15 protein-coding genes are annotated in these 14,128 nt (G+C 58.5%); 3 read left to right on the top strand and 12 right to left on the bottom strand.

Annotated features, from left to right (window positions below):
* Positions 1 to 162: 162 nt before the first annotated feature.
* From J2Y56_RS06130 to J2Y56_RS06110, 5 genes are read right to left on the bottom strand one after another with little or no spacing between them, the layout of a single operon-like run.
* Positions 163 to 798, bottom strand: coding sequence for an SCO family protein (locus tag J2Y56_RS06130; RefSeq protein ID WP_007947929.1), 636 nt, complete (start codon positions 796 to 798; stop codon positions 163 to 165).
* Positions 795 to 1,694: a heme o synthase gene (gene cyoE, locus J2Y56_RS06125; RefSeq protein WP_007947928.1), complete on the bottom strand. Its 900-nt coding sequence runs from the start codon at positions 1,692 to 1,694 to the stop codon at positions 795 to 797. Before cyoE ends, J2Y56_RS06130 begins: the two co-directional genes overlap by 4 nt.
* Positions 1,682 to 2,761, bottom strand: coding sequence for a heme A synthase (locus J2Y56_RS06120; RefSeq protein ID WP_007947926.1), 1,080 nt, complete (start codon positions 2,759 to 2,761; stop codon positions 1,682 to 1,684). Before J2Y56_RS06120 ends, cyoE begins: the two co-directional genes overlap by 13 nt.
* A 10-nt stretch (positions 2,762 to 2,771) precedes the next feature.
* Entirely contained in the window at positions 2,772 to 3,380 is a 609-nt protein-coding gene (locus tag J2Y56_RS06115) for a hypothetical protein (RefSeq protein WP_007947923.1), read from the bottom strand.
* Positions 3,346 to 4,086 (bottom strand): SURF1 family protein, encoded by a 741-nt coding sequence (locus J2Y56_RS06110; RefSeq protein WP_007947922.1) that lies wholly within the window; start codon positions 4,084 to 4,086, stop codon positions 3,346 to 3,348. Before J2Y56_RS06110 ends, J2Y56_RS06115 begins: the two co-directional genes overlap by 35 nt.
* 70 nt (positions 4,087 to 4,156) lie before the next feature.
* Here J2Y56_RS06110 and J2Y56_RS06105 point away from each other — a divergent pair, with 70 nt between their 5' ends.
* Positions 4,157 to 4,360, top strand: a complete 204-nt coding sequence (locus J2Y56_RS06105) for a twin transmembrane helix small protein (RefSeq protein WP_007940724.1) — start codon at positions 4,157 to 4,159, stop codon at positions 4,358 to 4,360.
* Between the two features lie 33 nt (positions 4,361 to 4,393).
* Here J2Y56_RS06105 and J2Y56_RS06100 read toward each other — a convergent pair whose 3' ends face one another.
* The 4 genes from J2Y56_RS06100 to coxB form a co-directional block, all read right to left on the bottom strand.
* Positions 4,394 to 5,281 carry a cytochrome c oxidase subunit 3 gene (locus tag J2Y56_RS06100; RefSeq protein ID WP_007947921.1) on the bottom strand — a complete coding sequence of 296 codons (888 nt, stop codon included), beginning with the start codon at positions 5,279 to 5,281 and terminating at the stop codon, positions 4,394 to 4,396.
* A gap of 25 nt (positions 5,282 to 5,306) precedes the next feature.
* Positions 5,307 to 5,858 (bottom strand): cytochrome c oxidase assembly protein, encoded by a 552-nt coding sequence (locus J2Y56_RS06095; protein WP_007947919.1) that lies wholly within the window; start codon positions 5,856 to 5,858, stop codon positions 5,307 to 5,309.
* A gap of 117 nt (positions 5,859 to 5,975) precedes the next feature.
* Positions 5,976 to 7,568 (bottom strand): cytochrome c oxidase subunit I, encoded by a 1,593-nt coding sequence (gene ctaD, locus J2Y56_RS06090; protein ID WP_007947918.1) that lies wholly within the window; start codon positions 7,566 to 7,568, stop codon positions 5,976 to 5,978.
* A gap of 82 nt (positions 7,569 to 7,650) precedes the next feature.
* Positions 7,651 to 8,778 carry a cytochrome c oxidase subunit II gene (gene coxB / locus J2Y56_RS06085; protein ID WP_007947917.1) on the bottom strand — a complete coding sequence of 376 codons (1,128 nt, stop codon included), beginning with the start codon at positions 8,776 to 8,778 and terminating at the stop codon, positions 7,651 to 7,653.
* A 371-nt stretch (positions 8,779 to 9,149) separates the two neighbouring features.
* Between coxB and J2Y56_RS06080 the strand changes: the two genes are divergently transcribed.
* Positions 9,150 to 9,800, top strand: coding sequence for a hypothetical protein (locus J2Y56_RS06080; protein ID WP_007947916.1), 651 nt, complete (start codon positions 9,150 to 9,152; stop codon positions 9,798 to 9,800).
* 123 nt (positions 9,801 to 9,923) lie between these two features.
* Here J2Y56_RS06080 and J2Y56_RS06075 read toward each other — a convergent pair whose 3' ends face one another.
* The 3 genes from J2Y56_RS06075 to J2Y56_RS06065 form a co-directional block, all read right to left on the bottom strand.
* Complete coding sequence (locus J2Y56_RS06075) at positions 9,924 to 11,450, bottom strand: SulP family inorganic anion transporter (protein ID WP_310349228.1); 1,527 nt, start codon at positions 11,448 to 11,450, stop codon at positions 9,924 to 9,926.
* A gap of 90 nt (positions 11,451 to 11,540) precedes the next feature.
* Positions 11,541 to 12,272, bottom strand: a complete 732-nt coding sequence (locus J2Y56_RS06070; protein ID WP_150779504.1) for a carbonic anhydrase — start codon at positions 12,270 to 12,272, stop codon at positions 11,541 to 11,543.
* Between the two features lie 242 nt (positions 12,273 to 12,514).
* Entirely contained in the window at positions 12,515 to 13,573 is a 1,059-nt protein-coding gene (locus J2Y56_RS06065; RefSeq protein ID WP_310333263.1) for a PA0069 family radical SAM protein, read from the bottom strand.
* A gap of 193 nt (positions 13,574 to 13,766) precedes the next feature.
* On the opposite strand from J2Y56_RS06065, the gene J2Y56_RS06060 reads away from it, so the two are divergent.
* Positions 13,767 to 14,069 (top strand): hypothetical protein, encoded by a 303-nt coding sequence (locus J2Y56_RS06060; RefSeq protein WP_223520545.1) that lies wholly within the window; start codon positions 13,767 to 13,769, stop codon positions 14,067 to 14,069.
* The last annotated feature ends 59 nt before the right edge of the window (positions 14,070 to 14,128 follow it).

Genomic DNA, 14,128 nt, shown 5'->3' with positions numbered 1-14,128 from the left:
GAAAAAGGGGACGCCAAATGCGTCCCCATTTTTGTGCCCGAAACACTAATCCCCTGTGGGAGCGAGCCTGCTCGCGAAGAGGCCATCACACTCAACATCACTGCTGACTGACACACCGCTTTCGCGAGCAGGCTCGCTCCCACAGGGGTATGCGGTGTTTGTTTATTTGCGGTTAAGCATCACCGGCAACTGCGCCACCAATTTAGCGTTGTTCAGCGGCCCCCGGATAAACCCGCGCTGAGTGCCGTCCGGCCCGATCACCGCCAGGTTGCCACTGTGATCCACGGTGTAATTGGGCTTGCTGGTGTCCGCCGGAATGAACGGAATGCTCACCGCGTTGGCCAGCGTCTCAATGTCATCAACTGAGGACGCGGTCAGGCCTTTGAACTGTGGATCGAAGTAGCCCAGGTATTGCTTGAGTTGAGCCGGGGTATCGCGGTTCGGGTCGATGCTGACCAGGATGATCTGCAACTTGGCCACCGCTTCCGGTGGCAGTTCGCTCTTGATCTGGCGCAACTGGGCGAGGGTGGTTGGGCAAATGTCCGGGCAGAAGGTGTAGCCGAAGAATAGCAGGCTCCACTTGTCCTTCAGCTGATTGACCATCACCGGGTTGCCGTCCTGATCGGTCATCTTCACATCCGGCAGGTTGCGACTTTGTGGCAGCAAGATAATGCCCGCGTCGATCAGTGCTGTCGGGTCGCCCTGGCCTTTACCGGAAAGCACTTTGTTGATGGTCAGGCCCAGGACCAGTGCGATCAGGGCGACGAGAATGAAGACGGTTTTCTGGGTTCGGGTCATAGGTTCAACAGTAAGTAGTGGTCTACGAGCAGCGCGATAAACAGCAGGAACAAGTAGTAAATAGAGTACTTGAACGTGTTGATCGCCGCGTGCGGCCGAGTGCCACGGTACAGCACCACGGCCCATTGCAGAAACCTTGCGCCCAGCCCCAGTGCGCAAATCAGATAGAGCATGCCGCTCATGTGGATCACGTAGGGCATCAGGCTGACGGCCAGCAACGCGAAGGTATAAAGCAGGATGTGAACCTTGGTGTAGTGCTCACCATGGGTCACTGGCAGCATCGGGATATCGGCCTTGGCGTATTCCTCTTTGCGGTGAATTGCCAGGGCCCAGAAGTGTGGCGGGGTCCAGGCGAAGATGATCAGCACCAGCAGCAGCGGTTCGGCACTGACGTGACCGGTGGCAGCGGTCCAGCCGAGCAGCGGCGGGGCTGCACCGGCCAGGCCGCCGATGACGATGTTCTGTGGGGTCGCACGTTTCAGGAAACCGGTGTAGACCACTGCGTATCCAAGCAGCGAAGCCAGGGTCAGCCAGGCGGTCAGTGGATTGGTGAACGCGAGCAGCACGGCTTGCCCAAGCACCGCCAATACCAAGGCGAACGTCAGCGCGGCCGCCGGTGACACCCGGCCTTCGGCCAAGGGGCGTTTGTGGGTGCGGGCCATCACTGCGTCGATGCGCCGGTCCACCACATGGTTGACCGCCGCCGCCCCACCGGCACACAGGGCGATCCCCAGATTGCCGAACACCAGCACCGTCCATGGCACTCCGGCGCGGGTCGCGAGGAACATGCCGACCAGCGAGGTGATGAGCATCAGCACCACCACTTTCGGCTTGGTCAGCTCCAGATAGTCACGCCAGATTGCCTGACTGTGACGTTCGCCGATCAGCGTCGCCATGGCATCTCTCCTTTTATTGTTATGGGCCCGGCCGAGTGTGTACGCAGGCTGAAGCGCCAACGACCGTGGGATTGCTGCTTGACCCGAACCAGACTGGTTCGCGCGTGATAATTGACCAGCACCATCGTCAGTAGCAGCATTGCACCGCCGGCGTTGTGGGCGACGGCTATCGGCAGTGGTAAGTGAAACACTACGTTGCTGATGCCAAGGGTGATTTGGGCTGCAAGGGCGATCAGCACCATGGCGGCCAGGCGTGTCATGCCTACGACCTTCAGTTGCCAGGCCAGCCCGAACAGTACGAGCGTGACCAACACCGCGCCGATACGGTGAGTCAGATGAATCGCTGTGCGGGCATCGCTGTCCAGTTGCCCGCCCAGATAATTGGGGCCGATGTGCTGAGTCAGGTGAAAGCCGTTGGCGAAATCAGCTGGAGGCAGCCATTGCCCGTGGCAGGTGGGGAAGTCGATGCAGGCCACCGCTGCGTAATTGGAACTGACCCAGCCACCCAAGGCAATTTGCAGGATCACCAGCAGCAACCCGGCGGTCGCCCAGTACTGCAAACGCCGTGGCACGGTCAGCGCCGGCAATACGCCGGACAATCGCAACGTCAGCAAAAACAGCAGGCTCAACGTCGCAAAACCACCGAGTAAATGCCCGGTGACCACTTGCGGCCAGAGCTTGAGCGTCACCGTCCACATGCCGAACGCGGCTTGAGCGACTACCACCGCCAGCAGGAACAGCGGCAACTTCACCGGCTGCCCTGGATGACGACGATGAACCCAGGCGCGACCGGCCAGTACCGCGATCAATAACCCCAAGGTGCCGGCAAAGTAGCGATGGACCATCTCGTTCCAGCCCTTGTGGGCTTCGACGGGAGCATCGGGAAAATGCAGTTCGGCATGGGCCAATTGAACTTCGCCTTTCGGTACGCTGATAAAACCATAGCAACCCGGCCAGTCCGGGCAGCCAAGGCCGGCGTGGGTCAGGCGGGTATAGGCGCCGAGCAACACCACAATCAGTGCCAGCAAGGTGGCAAACAACGCGAGGCGAAATCCAGGTTTGGCCATGACGATGCCCTTATCCGATGTTCGACAGTTTCAGCAGATGACGCAGGTCGTTAAGCAGATCCTTACCCTTCACCGTAGGGTCGTAGCGCAGCACCAGATTGCCGTGAGGGTCGATGATCCACAGCAGTGGCGCGGTCTTGTCCCCGGTGCCGGCGGTTTTGTTGAAGGTACTGAAGCTGGCGGGGTCCAGGGGATACCTCTGCAGTTGAGGATACTCGCGCGCCAGCTTGGCGTCGTATTCACTGCTCAGCGGTTGGGCCGCGGCCAAGGCATGACTGGCGCGCCCGGCATCGCGACCGAGGCCGATCTGGATCTGCCGCGCCAGGTACACCAGTTGCTGGCAGTCGACCGAACACTCCTTGGGCGCCGTCACCAGTATCTGCCAGCGATCCTCCTGCGCCTGCACGCCGAGGTCGGCGCGGGTCTGGCCATTGCCGATCAGTTCGCCGTGATAGCTGCGCCCCTCCGGTACCCAGAACTGCAATTTGTACATGCCGGTAGCGAGGATCATCGGACCGATCACCCCGAGCACAATCAGCAGTAATTGCAAGCGACCCTTGCGTCGACTCGCCGGCGTTTTCGCCTCAGACATGCTGGGTGGATTCATGGCCGCTCCCATGGTGTTTCTCCTTTGCGTTGTGCCAGCCGAGATAGAGATAGAGGCCGAACAGGGCAAGCGACATGGCGAACCACTGCACGGCATAAGCGATGTGTTTTTCCGGGCCCATGGCGACTACTGGCCAATCGGCCTGATAAGTCGCGGGACCATTTTCTGCGCGTAATTCGTAGGCAAATCCTTCACGGTCCAGCGTTGTCCAGAGCTTCGAAGGCTCGACGGCGGTGACTAACTCCGGCCAGGTGGCGGTGCTTGGGTCGGCGTGCAACTGGAAGGTCGCGCCGGGTGAAACGTAGACCCAGGCGTCCAGGCTCAAGGCTTCTTTGGGGGTGGTGAATTGTGGCGGTGTGCGCCGATCCGGCCACGGCAGCCAGCCACGATTGACCAGCAACCAAAGGCCGGTTGCCTGATCCTGAAATGGTTGCAACAACTCCACGCCGACCTTGCCGTCGCGCTGACGGTTGTCCAGCAGCAGGCTGTGCGCAGCATCGAACTGGCCGTGCAGGCGGACGCGGCGGAAGGCCGGGTCTTCGGTGTGTTGCAGTTCGGTACTGGCCATCGGTTCGGCGACACGGCGCTCGGCGTAGCTTTGCAGCAGCGCACTTTTTTCCGCGCCCCGGTTCAGTTGCCAGAACCCGAGCGACACCAGCAGCGGCAGCAACAGGGCGACCACCAGTGTCGGCACGATGCCCGGCCGAAAGCGCTTCATGGCATGGCCAAAAAGTCGGTATGCGCGATAGCTATACTCACGTGCATCGCCTTTCCCCCGGAGTCTCACCATGCTCAAAGCAGCCATCGTCCTGATGCTGATTGCCACGGTTGTCAGCCTGTTCAGCGGCCTGTTTTTTCTGGTCAAGGACGACAGCAGCTCGAACCGTCTCGTCATTGCCTTGAGTGTTCGTGTTGCACTGGCCGCCGCTACCGTCGGCTTGATCGCCTGGGGTTTCTTCAGCGGCCAGTTGGTGTCACATGTTCCGTGGTAGCTCTAAGCTTGAATCTTGAAGCTTGAAGCTGCTTCACAGCACATAGACGAAAACGAACAATCCGATCCACACCACGTCCACAAAGTGCCAATACCAGCTCGCTGCCTCGAAACCGAACTGGTGATCGGCATCGAAGTGTCCGCGCATGACCCGCATCAACATCACAAACAGGATGATCGTGCCCATGGTCACGTGGGCGCCGTGGAAACCGGTGAGCATGAAGAACGTCGCACCATAGATGCCGGAACCGAGGGTCAGGCCCAGTTCGCGGTAGGCGTGCATGTATTCTTCAGCCTGGAAGAATAGGAATGCGCAGCCCAGCAAAACGGTGAGCGCAAGCCAGAGTTTCAGTGCGCCGCGATGTCCTTTCTTCAGCGCGTGGTGGGCGATGGTCACGGTCACGCTGGAACTCACCAGCAGCACGGTATTGAGCAGCGGCAGGCCCCAAGGGCTGATGACTTCCTTGGGCGGCGGAAAGAGTTTCGAGTCAGGGTTGTTCAGCAGCGGCCAGGTCCACTCGAAGGTCGGCCAAAGCATGTGCGCGATGCCCTTGGCACCTTCACCGCCGAGGGCCGGGCCAGAGACATTGCGTACATAAAACAGCGCGCCGAAGAAGGCGATGAAGAACATCACCTCGGAGAAGATGAACCAGCTCATGCCCCAGCGAAACGAGCGGTCCATCTGTGCGCTGTACAACCCGCCGCGACTTTCCTTGATCACCGTCCCGAACCAACCGAACAACATGTAGGCCACCAACAGTCCGCCGACGAAAAAGATCAGCGGGCCGTGGGATTCCGGCCGCGCGGCTTTCAGATCGTTGAACCAGGTGGCCAGGCCGAATACGGTGGTGAGCATGCCGACCGTGGCGATGATCGGCCATTTGCTCTGGGCCGGTACGTAATAGTGTTCATGAGTTGCCATTTATTGTTCTCCTTATCGGGCACGCTCAGCCGCCAGTGTTTACAGCTACCGGTGGATGTCGGGCGGTGATATCGAACAGCGTGTAGGACAGCGTCAGGTGCTTCACATCCTTGGGCATGTCACGGTCAACGATGAAACGTACCGGCATCTCGATCCGCTGACCGGGCTGCAGCACTTGCTGGGTAAAACAAAAACATTCGGTCTTGTGGAAGTACGCCGCCGCAGCGCTGGGCGCGATGCTCGGCACGGCCTGGGCGCTCATCGGCTTATCGGTCGGGTTGTGCGCGATGAAAATCATCTCGTTCACGGCCCCTGGATTGGCGGTCAGTTCGTCGCTCTTGGGGTAGAAGTCCCAGGACATGTCCGCCGAGTTGGTCGAGAGAAACTGCACGCGCACTTGCCGCGAGGTGTCGACCGTTTGTTCGCCCTGGTACTGCCCGGCGGTTTTGCCGTTGATGCCGAAGGCCTTGCACATCACGTCGTAGATCGGCACCAGGGCAAACCCGAAGACGAACATCGCCACCACCACCAGCAGCAGGCGGGTGACCAGTTTTTTCATCGAAATCGAGTCAGCCATGACTACCAACCTCCACCATTAACCCTGTGGGAGCGAGCCTGCTCGCGATAGCGGTGTATCTGGCACACCGCGCCGCCTGCATCGCGAGCAGGCTCACTCCTACAAAGGTCAGGGGGTTCATTTCACTTCCGGTGGCGTGGTGAAGGTGTGATACGGCGCCGGTGACGGAACGCTCCACTCCAGCCCTTCAGCCCCATCCCACGGTTTGGCCGGTGCTGGCGGGCCGCCGCGAATGGTCTTGATCACGATGAACAGGAAGAAGAGCTGCGTGGCACCGAACATGAACGCGCCAATCGACGAGACCATGTTGAAGTCGGCGAATTGCAGGTTGTAGTCCGGAATCCGCCGTGGCATGCCGGCCAGGCCCACGAAGTGCATCGGGAAGAACGCCATGTTCATGCCGATGAACGAGAGCCAGAAGTGCAGTTTGCCAAGGGTTTCGTCGTACATGTGACCGGTCCATTTCGGCAGCCAGTAGTAGGCCGAGGCGAAGATCCCGAAAATCGCCCCCGGTACCAGTACATAGTGGAAATGTGCGACCACAAAGTAGGTGTCCTGGTACTGGAAGTCCGCCGGTGCGATGGCCAGCATCAACCCGGAGAAGCCACCAATGGAGAACAGGATCACGAACGCCACCGCAAACAGCATCGGCGTTTCGAAGGTCAGCGAGCCTTGCCACATGGTGCTGGCCCAGTTGAACACCTTGACCCCGGTGGGTACGGCGATCAGCAACGTCGCATACATGAAGAACAACTCGCCCACCAACGGAATGCCGACCACGAACATGTGGTGCGCCCAGACGATGAACGACAGGAACGCAATACTCGCCGTGGCGTAGACCATCGAGGTGTAGCCGAACAATGGCTTGCGCGAGAAGGCCGGAATGATCGAGCTGACGGCACCGAAGGCCGGCAGGATCATGATGTACACCTCGGGGTGACCGAAGAACCAGAACACGTGCTGGAACAACACCGGGTCACCGCCACCGGCGGCACTGAAGAAACTGGTACCGAAGTGGATGTCCATCAGCATCATCGTCACGCATCCGGCCAGTACCGGCATCACCGCGATCAGCAGGAACGCGGTAATCAACCAGGTCCAGACGAACAGCGGCATTTTCATCAACGTCATGCCGGGGGCGCGCAGGTTGAGGATGGTCGCGATCACGTTGATCGCGCCCATGATCGAACTGATCCCCATCAAATGGATGGCGAAGATGAAGAACGTCACGCTTTCCGGTGCGTAGGTCGTCGACAGCGGGGCGTAGAACGTCCAGCCGAAGTTCGGACCACCACCGGGGGAAAACAGGGTCGACACTAACAGGAGGAACGCCGCCGGCAGCAGCCAGAAGCTGAAGTTGTTCATCCGTGGCAGTGCCATGTCCGGCGCGCCGATCATCAGCGGGATCATCCAGTTGGCGAGGCCGACGAAGGCCGGCATCACCGCACCGAACACCATCACCAGACCGTGCATTGTGGTCATCTGGTTGAAGAATTCCGGCTGGACGATTTGCAGCCCCGGCTGGAACAGCTCGGCGCGAATCACCATCGCGAACGAGCCCCCCAGCAAGAACATGGAGAACGCAAACCACAGGTACAGCGTGCCGATGTCTTTGTGGTTGGTGGTCAGCACCCAGCGCATCAGGCCTTTGGCGGGGCCGTGGGCGTGGTCGGTGGCGGTATGAACATGTTCATCGACTACAGCAGTCATGTTCTGTCTCCTGCAAACAGATGGGCTGGGCAAGCCGGGGTGCGTAGCCCCGACCGGTTCCTTGGGTGCGCAATAGACCGGGTCATTTGCTTTCCGCCTGTTTCAGCTCCAGCACTTCTTTCGGAGTGACCATGTCGCCCTTGTTATTGCCCCAGGCGTTACGTTCGTAGGTCACGACCGCCGCGATATCGACTTCCGACAGCTGCTTGCCAAACGCCGCCATGGCGGTGCCAGGCTTGCCGTGGAAGACAATGCTCAGGTGGTCCTTGATTGGTCCGGTAGCGATTTTCGAGCCCTTGAGTGCCGGGAACATCGGCGGCAGGCCCTGACCTTCGGCCTGGTGACAGGCGACGCAAGTGGTGTGGTAGACCTTGTCGCCGCGCTCCTTGAGCTCGTCGAGGGTCCATTCCTTGCTGGTCAGCTCTTTGAGTTGCAGGGCTTCAGCCTTGCGTTCGGCGAGCCATTTTTCGTAATCGGCCTTTTCCTTGACCTCGACCACAATCGGCATGAAACCGTGGTCCTTGCCGCACAACTCGGCGCACTGGCCGCGGTAGATGCCCGGCTTGTCGACGCGGGTCCAGGCTTCGTTGACGAACCCCGGGATCGCATCGCGCTTGACCGCGAAGGCCGGGACCCACCAGGAGTGGATGACGTCGGCGGAGGTCACCAGAAAGCGCACCTTCGCGCCGATCGGCAGCACCAGCGGCTTGTCGACCTCGAGCAAATAGTGCTCGCCCTTGGTTTCCTTATTGTGGATCTGGTCAGCGGGGGTGGTCAGGTTGCTGAAGAACTCAACGTCCTGGCCCAGGTATTTGTAGTGCCACTTCCACTGATAGCCCGTGACCTGGATGTCGATATCCGGCTCACTGGCGTCGTACATCTTGATCAGGGTTGCCGTCGCGGGCACCGCCATGGCCACCAGGATCAGGAAGGGCACGATGGTCCAGAGGATTTCAACGGTGGTGCTTTCATGAAATTTTGCGGCCACCTGCCCGGTAGAGCGGCGGTGCAGAATCATCGACCAGAACATGGCGCCGAAGACGATGATGCCGATCACTACACAGATCCAGAAAATGGTCATGTGCAGGTCAAATACTGCGTGACTGATTTCAGTCGCTCCCGGCGCCATATTCACAGTCCAGGCGGCTTGTGCCTGACTGAAAATCGACCACAACAGGAGGCCCATCCAGACGTGTGGATGTCGCATCATTGCGGGTTCCCCTTATCGTTCTTGTTATCCCGCCGGCTTTCACCTGCGGCAAGGGAGCGGCTTTTTCAGACTACGAACTTGAATCGCCGAGCCTTGCTGCGTGTGCAGTCGGGCGTCATCAGCTAACTCCATTCCATCCCGAGTATAGACAGCGACTGCCACCTCGCAACGTGAAGGCGTAAATGATCTGAAACAGCTGGGACTTGCGTTCAAGGTCAAGAATGGAGAAGGATGCAGACGAGTGGTGGCAAACCGATATAACGGAGGCGTCTCAAGGATGAAACAATTATGACAAATGCGTCTTAGCATTTTTCATAAGGCAGCTAAGTTATGTCTTTCCTATTTCACTGCCGTTGAATCCTGGAGTTTTCATGAACACCGCCGCATTGCGCGAGCAGATCCAAAAAGCCCAACAACACGAGAAAGAGACCGGCCTGCTGACACGTCAGTTGCAGACCAAACTGCCTCACCTTCACCCTGCTATCCAATTGCCGGAGGCCGATGCCAATGGCGTACTGACACGTTTTGTTTGCGCCTACATAGATGAAGTGCCCGACCTGCTGGACGCAGCCAATGAAGTCGCCAGGGAAGCGGGCATCGAATCGCAAATCAAACCGGTGCTGAAAATCGCCGAGCAGTATTTCCTCCAGCCTCCGGCAATCATGGCCGGGCATGTCGGTCTGGACAGCCTGCTGGACGAAGCCTACCTGGCGCACCGCTTTGTAGAAGAGGTCAATGACCTGTACATCAAGCATTTCGGCCAGCCACTGATCCCCTTGGACATGACGGTCGCCAACTTGATTGCTCACCAATTGATCGGTGAGGAATTTGCCAACCAACTGGACGAAGCGGTACATCACACCATCGACGAGATGCTCAACGAAGAGAGTTTTGCGCTGGAATCGGTGGAAGCCTACCGTGAGAAACTCAATAGCCCGGACACCGGCGCCGCGTGGAAGCGCTGGCCGTGCATGTCGCGCCGATTGGGCGTAGGCCTGGAGCTGGATCAGCCGGCGGCTTGACCCTTTAGATTCAACACTGACCCCTGTGGGAGCGAGCCTGCTCGCGATGGCAATAGTTCACTCAACATTGATGTCGATTGACACACCGCTATCGCGAGCAGGCTCACTTCTACACGGATTTATCTACCCGGCAGCACCTACGCCGGATGTGGTCCGCAACCGCCCTTCCAACCTGCGCTTCAACCCCCGCGCTTCAATCAGTAGTATCGAACCCTTGGCCGCATTCGCCCGACCCCATTCCTCAAGCAACTCAAGGCACGAGTGATCGATGTAGCTCAGGTTATTGAGCGGCACATGCACCGTTGCACCTGCGGGAATGGTGCCCAGCACCTGGGTCAGCGCCGGCACCTTGAGAAAGGTTGCTGCGCCCGTCAGCCGCAACTCCATTTCTCCCTTTGCCGGCAAGTCGATCAAGCTGATTTTCAGTCGTGAAGCCTTCCAGGCCAGTTTGGCCAGGGTCAGGCCGAAGCCAATCAACACACCTGTGAGCAGGTCAGTAAAGATGATCGCCAGCGCAGTCGCCGCGTAGGTGAACATCGGCATCCGGCCATAGCGGCCCAGACCGCGAAAGGCCTTGAGATCGACCAGTTTGAAACCGGTGTAGACCAGCACACCGGCAAGGCTCGCTACCGGTATGCTTTGCAACACACTCGATAGCAACAACACGAACGCCAGTAGCCACAGACCGTGGAAGATGGTCGACAGTCGCGTGGTGGCGCCGGCCTGGACATTGGCGGAACTGCGTACGATCACGCCCGTCATAGGCAACGCGCCCAATAAACCGCAGAGCATGTTGCCCACACCTTGCGCCGACAATTCCCGGTCGAAGTCGGAACGCTGGCCGCTGTGCATGCGGTCCACTGCGGCCGCCGACAGCAGGGTTTCGGCGCTGGCGATAAACGCCACGGCGAATGCGGCGACCAGCAACGTCGGGTCCGCCAGATTGAGTAAGTCAGCGGGTTTCAGCCAATCGATGGCCTCGGCCAGGTTGGCAGGGACTTCCACGCGTTTGACCTGCAACGCGAGCATCAGGCTGGCGACTGTTGCCAGACCTACGCCCAGAAGCGCTCCCGGAACAAACCGCAGGGAATGGGGCCGGAATTTTTCCCACAGCCACATCACCGCCATTGTCGACAGCCCAAGCAACCCGGCTTGCCATCCCAGCGACGGCAGGGCCTGCAACACTGCGACTGGAAAGGCTGCCAGGTTATCCAGTCCGGAAGGCTTGGGTACCCCGTCGAGCATGACGTGCACCTGCGACAGCACGATCAGCACGCCAATCCCGGCGAGCATGCCGTACACCACCGCTGGCGCAGTGACCCGAAACCAGCAACCGAGTTTCAGGCGCCCGGCGACCAATTGCATTAACCCCGCCAGCAGCAGGATGGGGCCGAGCATGGCGATGCCGTGCTGGCGCACCAGTTCGAACACCAGAACCGCCAAGCCCGCCGCAGGGCCACTGACTTGCAGCGGCGAGCCGGCAAGCCAACCCACGACCAGACCGCCGATGATCCCGGTGATCAAACCCTTGGCTGGTGGCAGCCCCGAAGCGATGGCGATACCCATGCACAAGGGCAGGGCGACCAGGAACACGACCACCGAAGCCAATAGCTCCCGTGGCAAAACAGCTTTAAGTTGCGCAGCACGCATGTTGACGCTCCCGACTTTTTTCAGGCATGGCTAAGCCGGGCTACTGAATCAGTAGCCTCGGCAAACACCACGCGGGGGATTTAGGAGGTTTTAGAAACGCGCTTTGGGCGTTGCCACCGGAATCGGATGGCTGCCATCGAGCGGCAGGAAACAACCCTGGTCCGCGTCGTAAGCTTTGATTTCGCTGGTTTCGATGCTGTACACCCAGCCATGGATAAACAGATGACCGTTGGCCATGCGTGAGGCTACCGATGGATGCGTGCGTAAATGCTGTAGCTGAGCGATCACATTTTCCTCGGTGAGGATGTGCATGCTTTCGTTTTCGTCAGCGCAATGGCAATTTTCCTGGACCATGGTTTTTGCCACTTCGGCGTGACGCAGCCAGGCTTTGACCGTGGGCATTTTTTCCAGGCTTTGTGGGTTCAGCACCGCACGCATCGCACCGCAGTCGGAGTGCCCGCATATGATGATGTGCTGCACGCCGAGGGCCAGGACCGCGTATTCGATGGCGGTGGAAACACCGCCGTTCATTTGCCCGTAAGGCGGTACAACGTTGCCGACGTTACGGGTTACGAACAGATCGCCAGGAGCGCTTTGGGTGATCAGTTCAGGAACGATGCGCGAATCGGCGCAGGCGATGAACATCGCTCTGGGGCTCTGGGCCGTGGCGAGTTTTTTGAAGAGCTCTTCCTGCTGTGGAAAGACCTCGTGATGAAAATGCAAAAAGCCGTCAACGATATGCTGCAGCGCTGCATCGGCGGTTTCCGCCTCGGGGAGTACTTGCGCCGACGCAGCGGAAGGCTGTTTATCCTTGTCACTCATGAATTCATCCTCATTGGCGGAGTCAGGGAAGTTTCCCGTTTTGTCCGATGTGAAGCCAGTGGCTGTTTAAAAAACATCCAGGTCATCAACTCGACCCATCAGTCACTCGATGAACAAGGTAGCGGCCGAAACTTAACTCAAACTGAATAGAGCGCTCTAGAACGCGTGTTCCAGGTCACAAAAAACGTGACCAGCCGAAGGCGTAAGGTATTTCTCACAACTCAACTTTAGGCCAATTGTCCTCAAATCAATGACATCTGGCGACCCGGCGGACAGAAGGCTTCGCAGTCCAGATCAAAACCTTCGCGACGATTAAGTCCCAGGCGTTTTATGGCTTTGGAAAAACGTTGCGCCAGCAGGTCGGCAAAGGGGCCTTCGCCGCGCATCCGGGCACCAAACCGGCTGTCATAGAGCTCGCCGCCACGGCTCTGGCGGATAAGGCTCAATACATGAGCGGCACGCTGGGGATAGTGGGCCGCCAGCCATTCTTCGAACAGCGGCGCCACTTCCAGTGGCAGGCGCAACATCATGTACGCCGCACTTTGCGCGCCGGCCCCATGAGCCTCCGTGAGCAAGCTTTCGAGTTCACTGTCATTGATCATCGGAATCATCGGCGAGCACAACACACCCACCGGAATTCCCGCTTCACGCATCACGCGTATAGCCCGTAACCGGGCCTTGGGTGCTGCGGCACGTGGTTCGAGGATGCGCTTGAGTTCGTCGTCGAGGGTGGTGAGGCTGATCATTACCGCCACCAGGCGTTGCTCGGCGAGTTCGGCAAGCAGGTCCAGATCACGAAGAATCAGCGAGCCTTTGGTGATGATGGTCACCGGATGACGGTAACGCAGCAGCACTTCGAGGGTTTTGCGAGTGATGTTGTGCTCGCGCTCGATGGGCTGGTAAGGATCGGTGTTGGAACCCAGGTTGATTGGCGCGCATTGATAGCCGCGTTTGCTCAGTTGTTCTTCCAGTACATCGGCGGCGTTGGTCTTGGCGATCAGCCTGGTTTCGAAATCCAGCCCCGGCGACATGTCCCAATAAGCGTGACTGGGCCGCGCATAGCAATAGATGCAGCCGTGTTCGCAGCCGCGATAGGGATTGATCGAGCGATCAAAGGGCAAGTCCGGCGAGTTGTTGCGGGTGATGATGGTTTTCGCCGTTTCGATACGCACCTCGGTGCCTTGGGTGACAGGTACCTCCTGATACCAGCCGTCATCCTCGGTCACCGAACGATTCGGTGCGAAACGGTTGTGCGGGTTGGTCGCGGTGCCGCGTCCACGAGGAGGCAAGGGCGTAGTCATCGACAATATCCTTTAGCTGTATGTGCATACAGTATCCGGGTTTGACGCAATCGAACAGTGCCGTTCAGCACCTGACAGTTTTGAGTTTTGTCATTATGCGAAACATAAAGCGCGTAGTACTTTTAATGGTGTTATCAGTATTCTTCGCTTCACACGAAGTTGTCGTGTTCTCAATATTAAAAGGATTTAATAAATGTCTGGCTACAATCAGCGCGGTGTATTTCTGCAACTACAAGCGCCTTCTATCGTTAGTCCAAAAGAAGTTCGGGTTTCCATGCAGTTCGCGTTAAAGGAAGAGGGTTATGACCCTGAAAACCGTGCGCCCACCTACTCTCTGCTGGACTCCAGTACTCGCGAGGCTGTGTCCAACGATGGCGGCATCACCTTTACCATGGGCAACACACCTGATGTCAACGGCGATGGTGCAATCGATGCGCAGGACAAAGTTGTTTTGATTGCATTGGCGAAAGCCTACTCGAAGATTATTAATCCTTGAAAGCAGCTTAACTCCTGCAATCAATAAGTATTGATTGCAATAAACGACACGGAACTTCT

Source organism: Pseudomonas sp. BE134 (genome assembly GCF_031456105.1).
Classification (GTDB): Bacteria; Pseudomonadota; Gammaproteobacteria; order Pseudomonadales; family Pseudomonadaceae; genus Aquipseudomonas.
This window is presented reverse-complemented; position numbering and strand designations above follow the sequence as displayed.

Bases quoted from the DNA above. Each gene is read 5' to 3' on its own strand.
- J2Y56_RS06130 (WP_007947929.1), bottom strand. From the start codon at position 798: ATGACCCGAACCCAGAAAACCGTCTTCATTCTCGTCGCCCTGATCGCA.
- cyoE (WP_007947928.1), bottom strand. From the start codon at position 1,694: ATGGCGACGCTGATCGGCGAACGTCACAGTCAGGCAATCTGGCGTGAC.
- J2Y56_RS06120 (WP_007947926.1), bottom strand. From the start codon at position 2,761: ATGGCCAAACCTGGATTTCGCCTCGCGTTGTTTGCCACCTTGCTGGCA.
- J2Y56_RS06115 (WP_007947923.1), bottom strand. From the start codon at position 3,380: ATGGGAGCGGCCATGAATCCACCCAGCATGTCTGAGGCGAAAACGCCG.
- J2Y56_RS06110 (WP_007947922.1), bottom strand. From the start codon at position 4,086: ATGAAGCGCTTTCGGCCGGGCATCGTGCCGACACTGGTGGTCGCCCTG.
- J2Y56_RS06105 (WP_007940724.1), top strand. From the start codon at position 4,157: ATGCTCAAAGCAGCCATCGTCCTGATGCTGATTGCCACGGTTGTCAGC.
- J2Y56_RS06100 (WP_007947921.1), bottom strand. From the start codon at position 5,281: ATGGCAACTCATGAACACTATTACGTACCGGCCCAGAGCAAATGGCCG.
- J2Y56_RS06095 (WP_007947919.1), bottom strand. From the start codon at position 5,858: ATGGCTGACTCGATTTCGATGAAAAAACTGGTCACCCGCCTGCTGCTG.
- ctaD (WP_007947918.1), bottom strand. From the start codon at position 7,568: ATGACTGCTGTAGTCGATGAACATGTTCATACCGCCACCGACCACGCC.
- coxB (WP_007947917.1), bottom strand. From the start codon at position 8,778: ATGATGCGACATCCACACGTCTGGATGGGCCTCCTGTTGTGGTCGATT.
- J2Y56_RS06080 (WP_007947916.1), top strand. From the start codon at position 9,150: ATGAACACCGCCGCATTGCGCGAGCAGATCCAAAAAGCCCAACAACAC.
- J2Y56_RS06075 (WP_310349228.1), bottom strand. From the start codon at position 11,450: ATGCGTGCTGCGCAACTTAAAGCTGTTTTGCCACGGGAGCTATTGGCT.
- J2Y56_RS06070 (WP_150779504.1), bottom strand. From the start codon at position 12,272: ATGAGTGACAAGGATAAACAGCCTTCCGCTGCGTCGGCGCAAGTACTC.
- J2Y56_RS06065 (WP_310333263.1), bottom strand. From the start codon at position 13,573: ATGACTACGCCCTTGCCTCCTCGTGGACGCGGCACCGCGACCAACCCG.
- J2Y56_RS06060 (WP_223520545.1), top strand. From the start codon at position 13,767: ATGTCTGGCTACAATCAGCGCGGTGTATTTCTGCAACTACAAGCGCCT.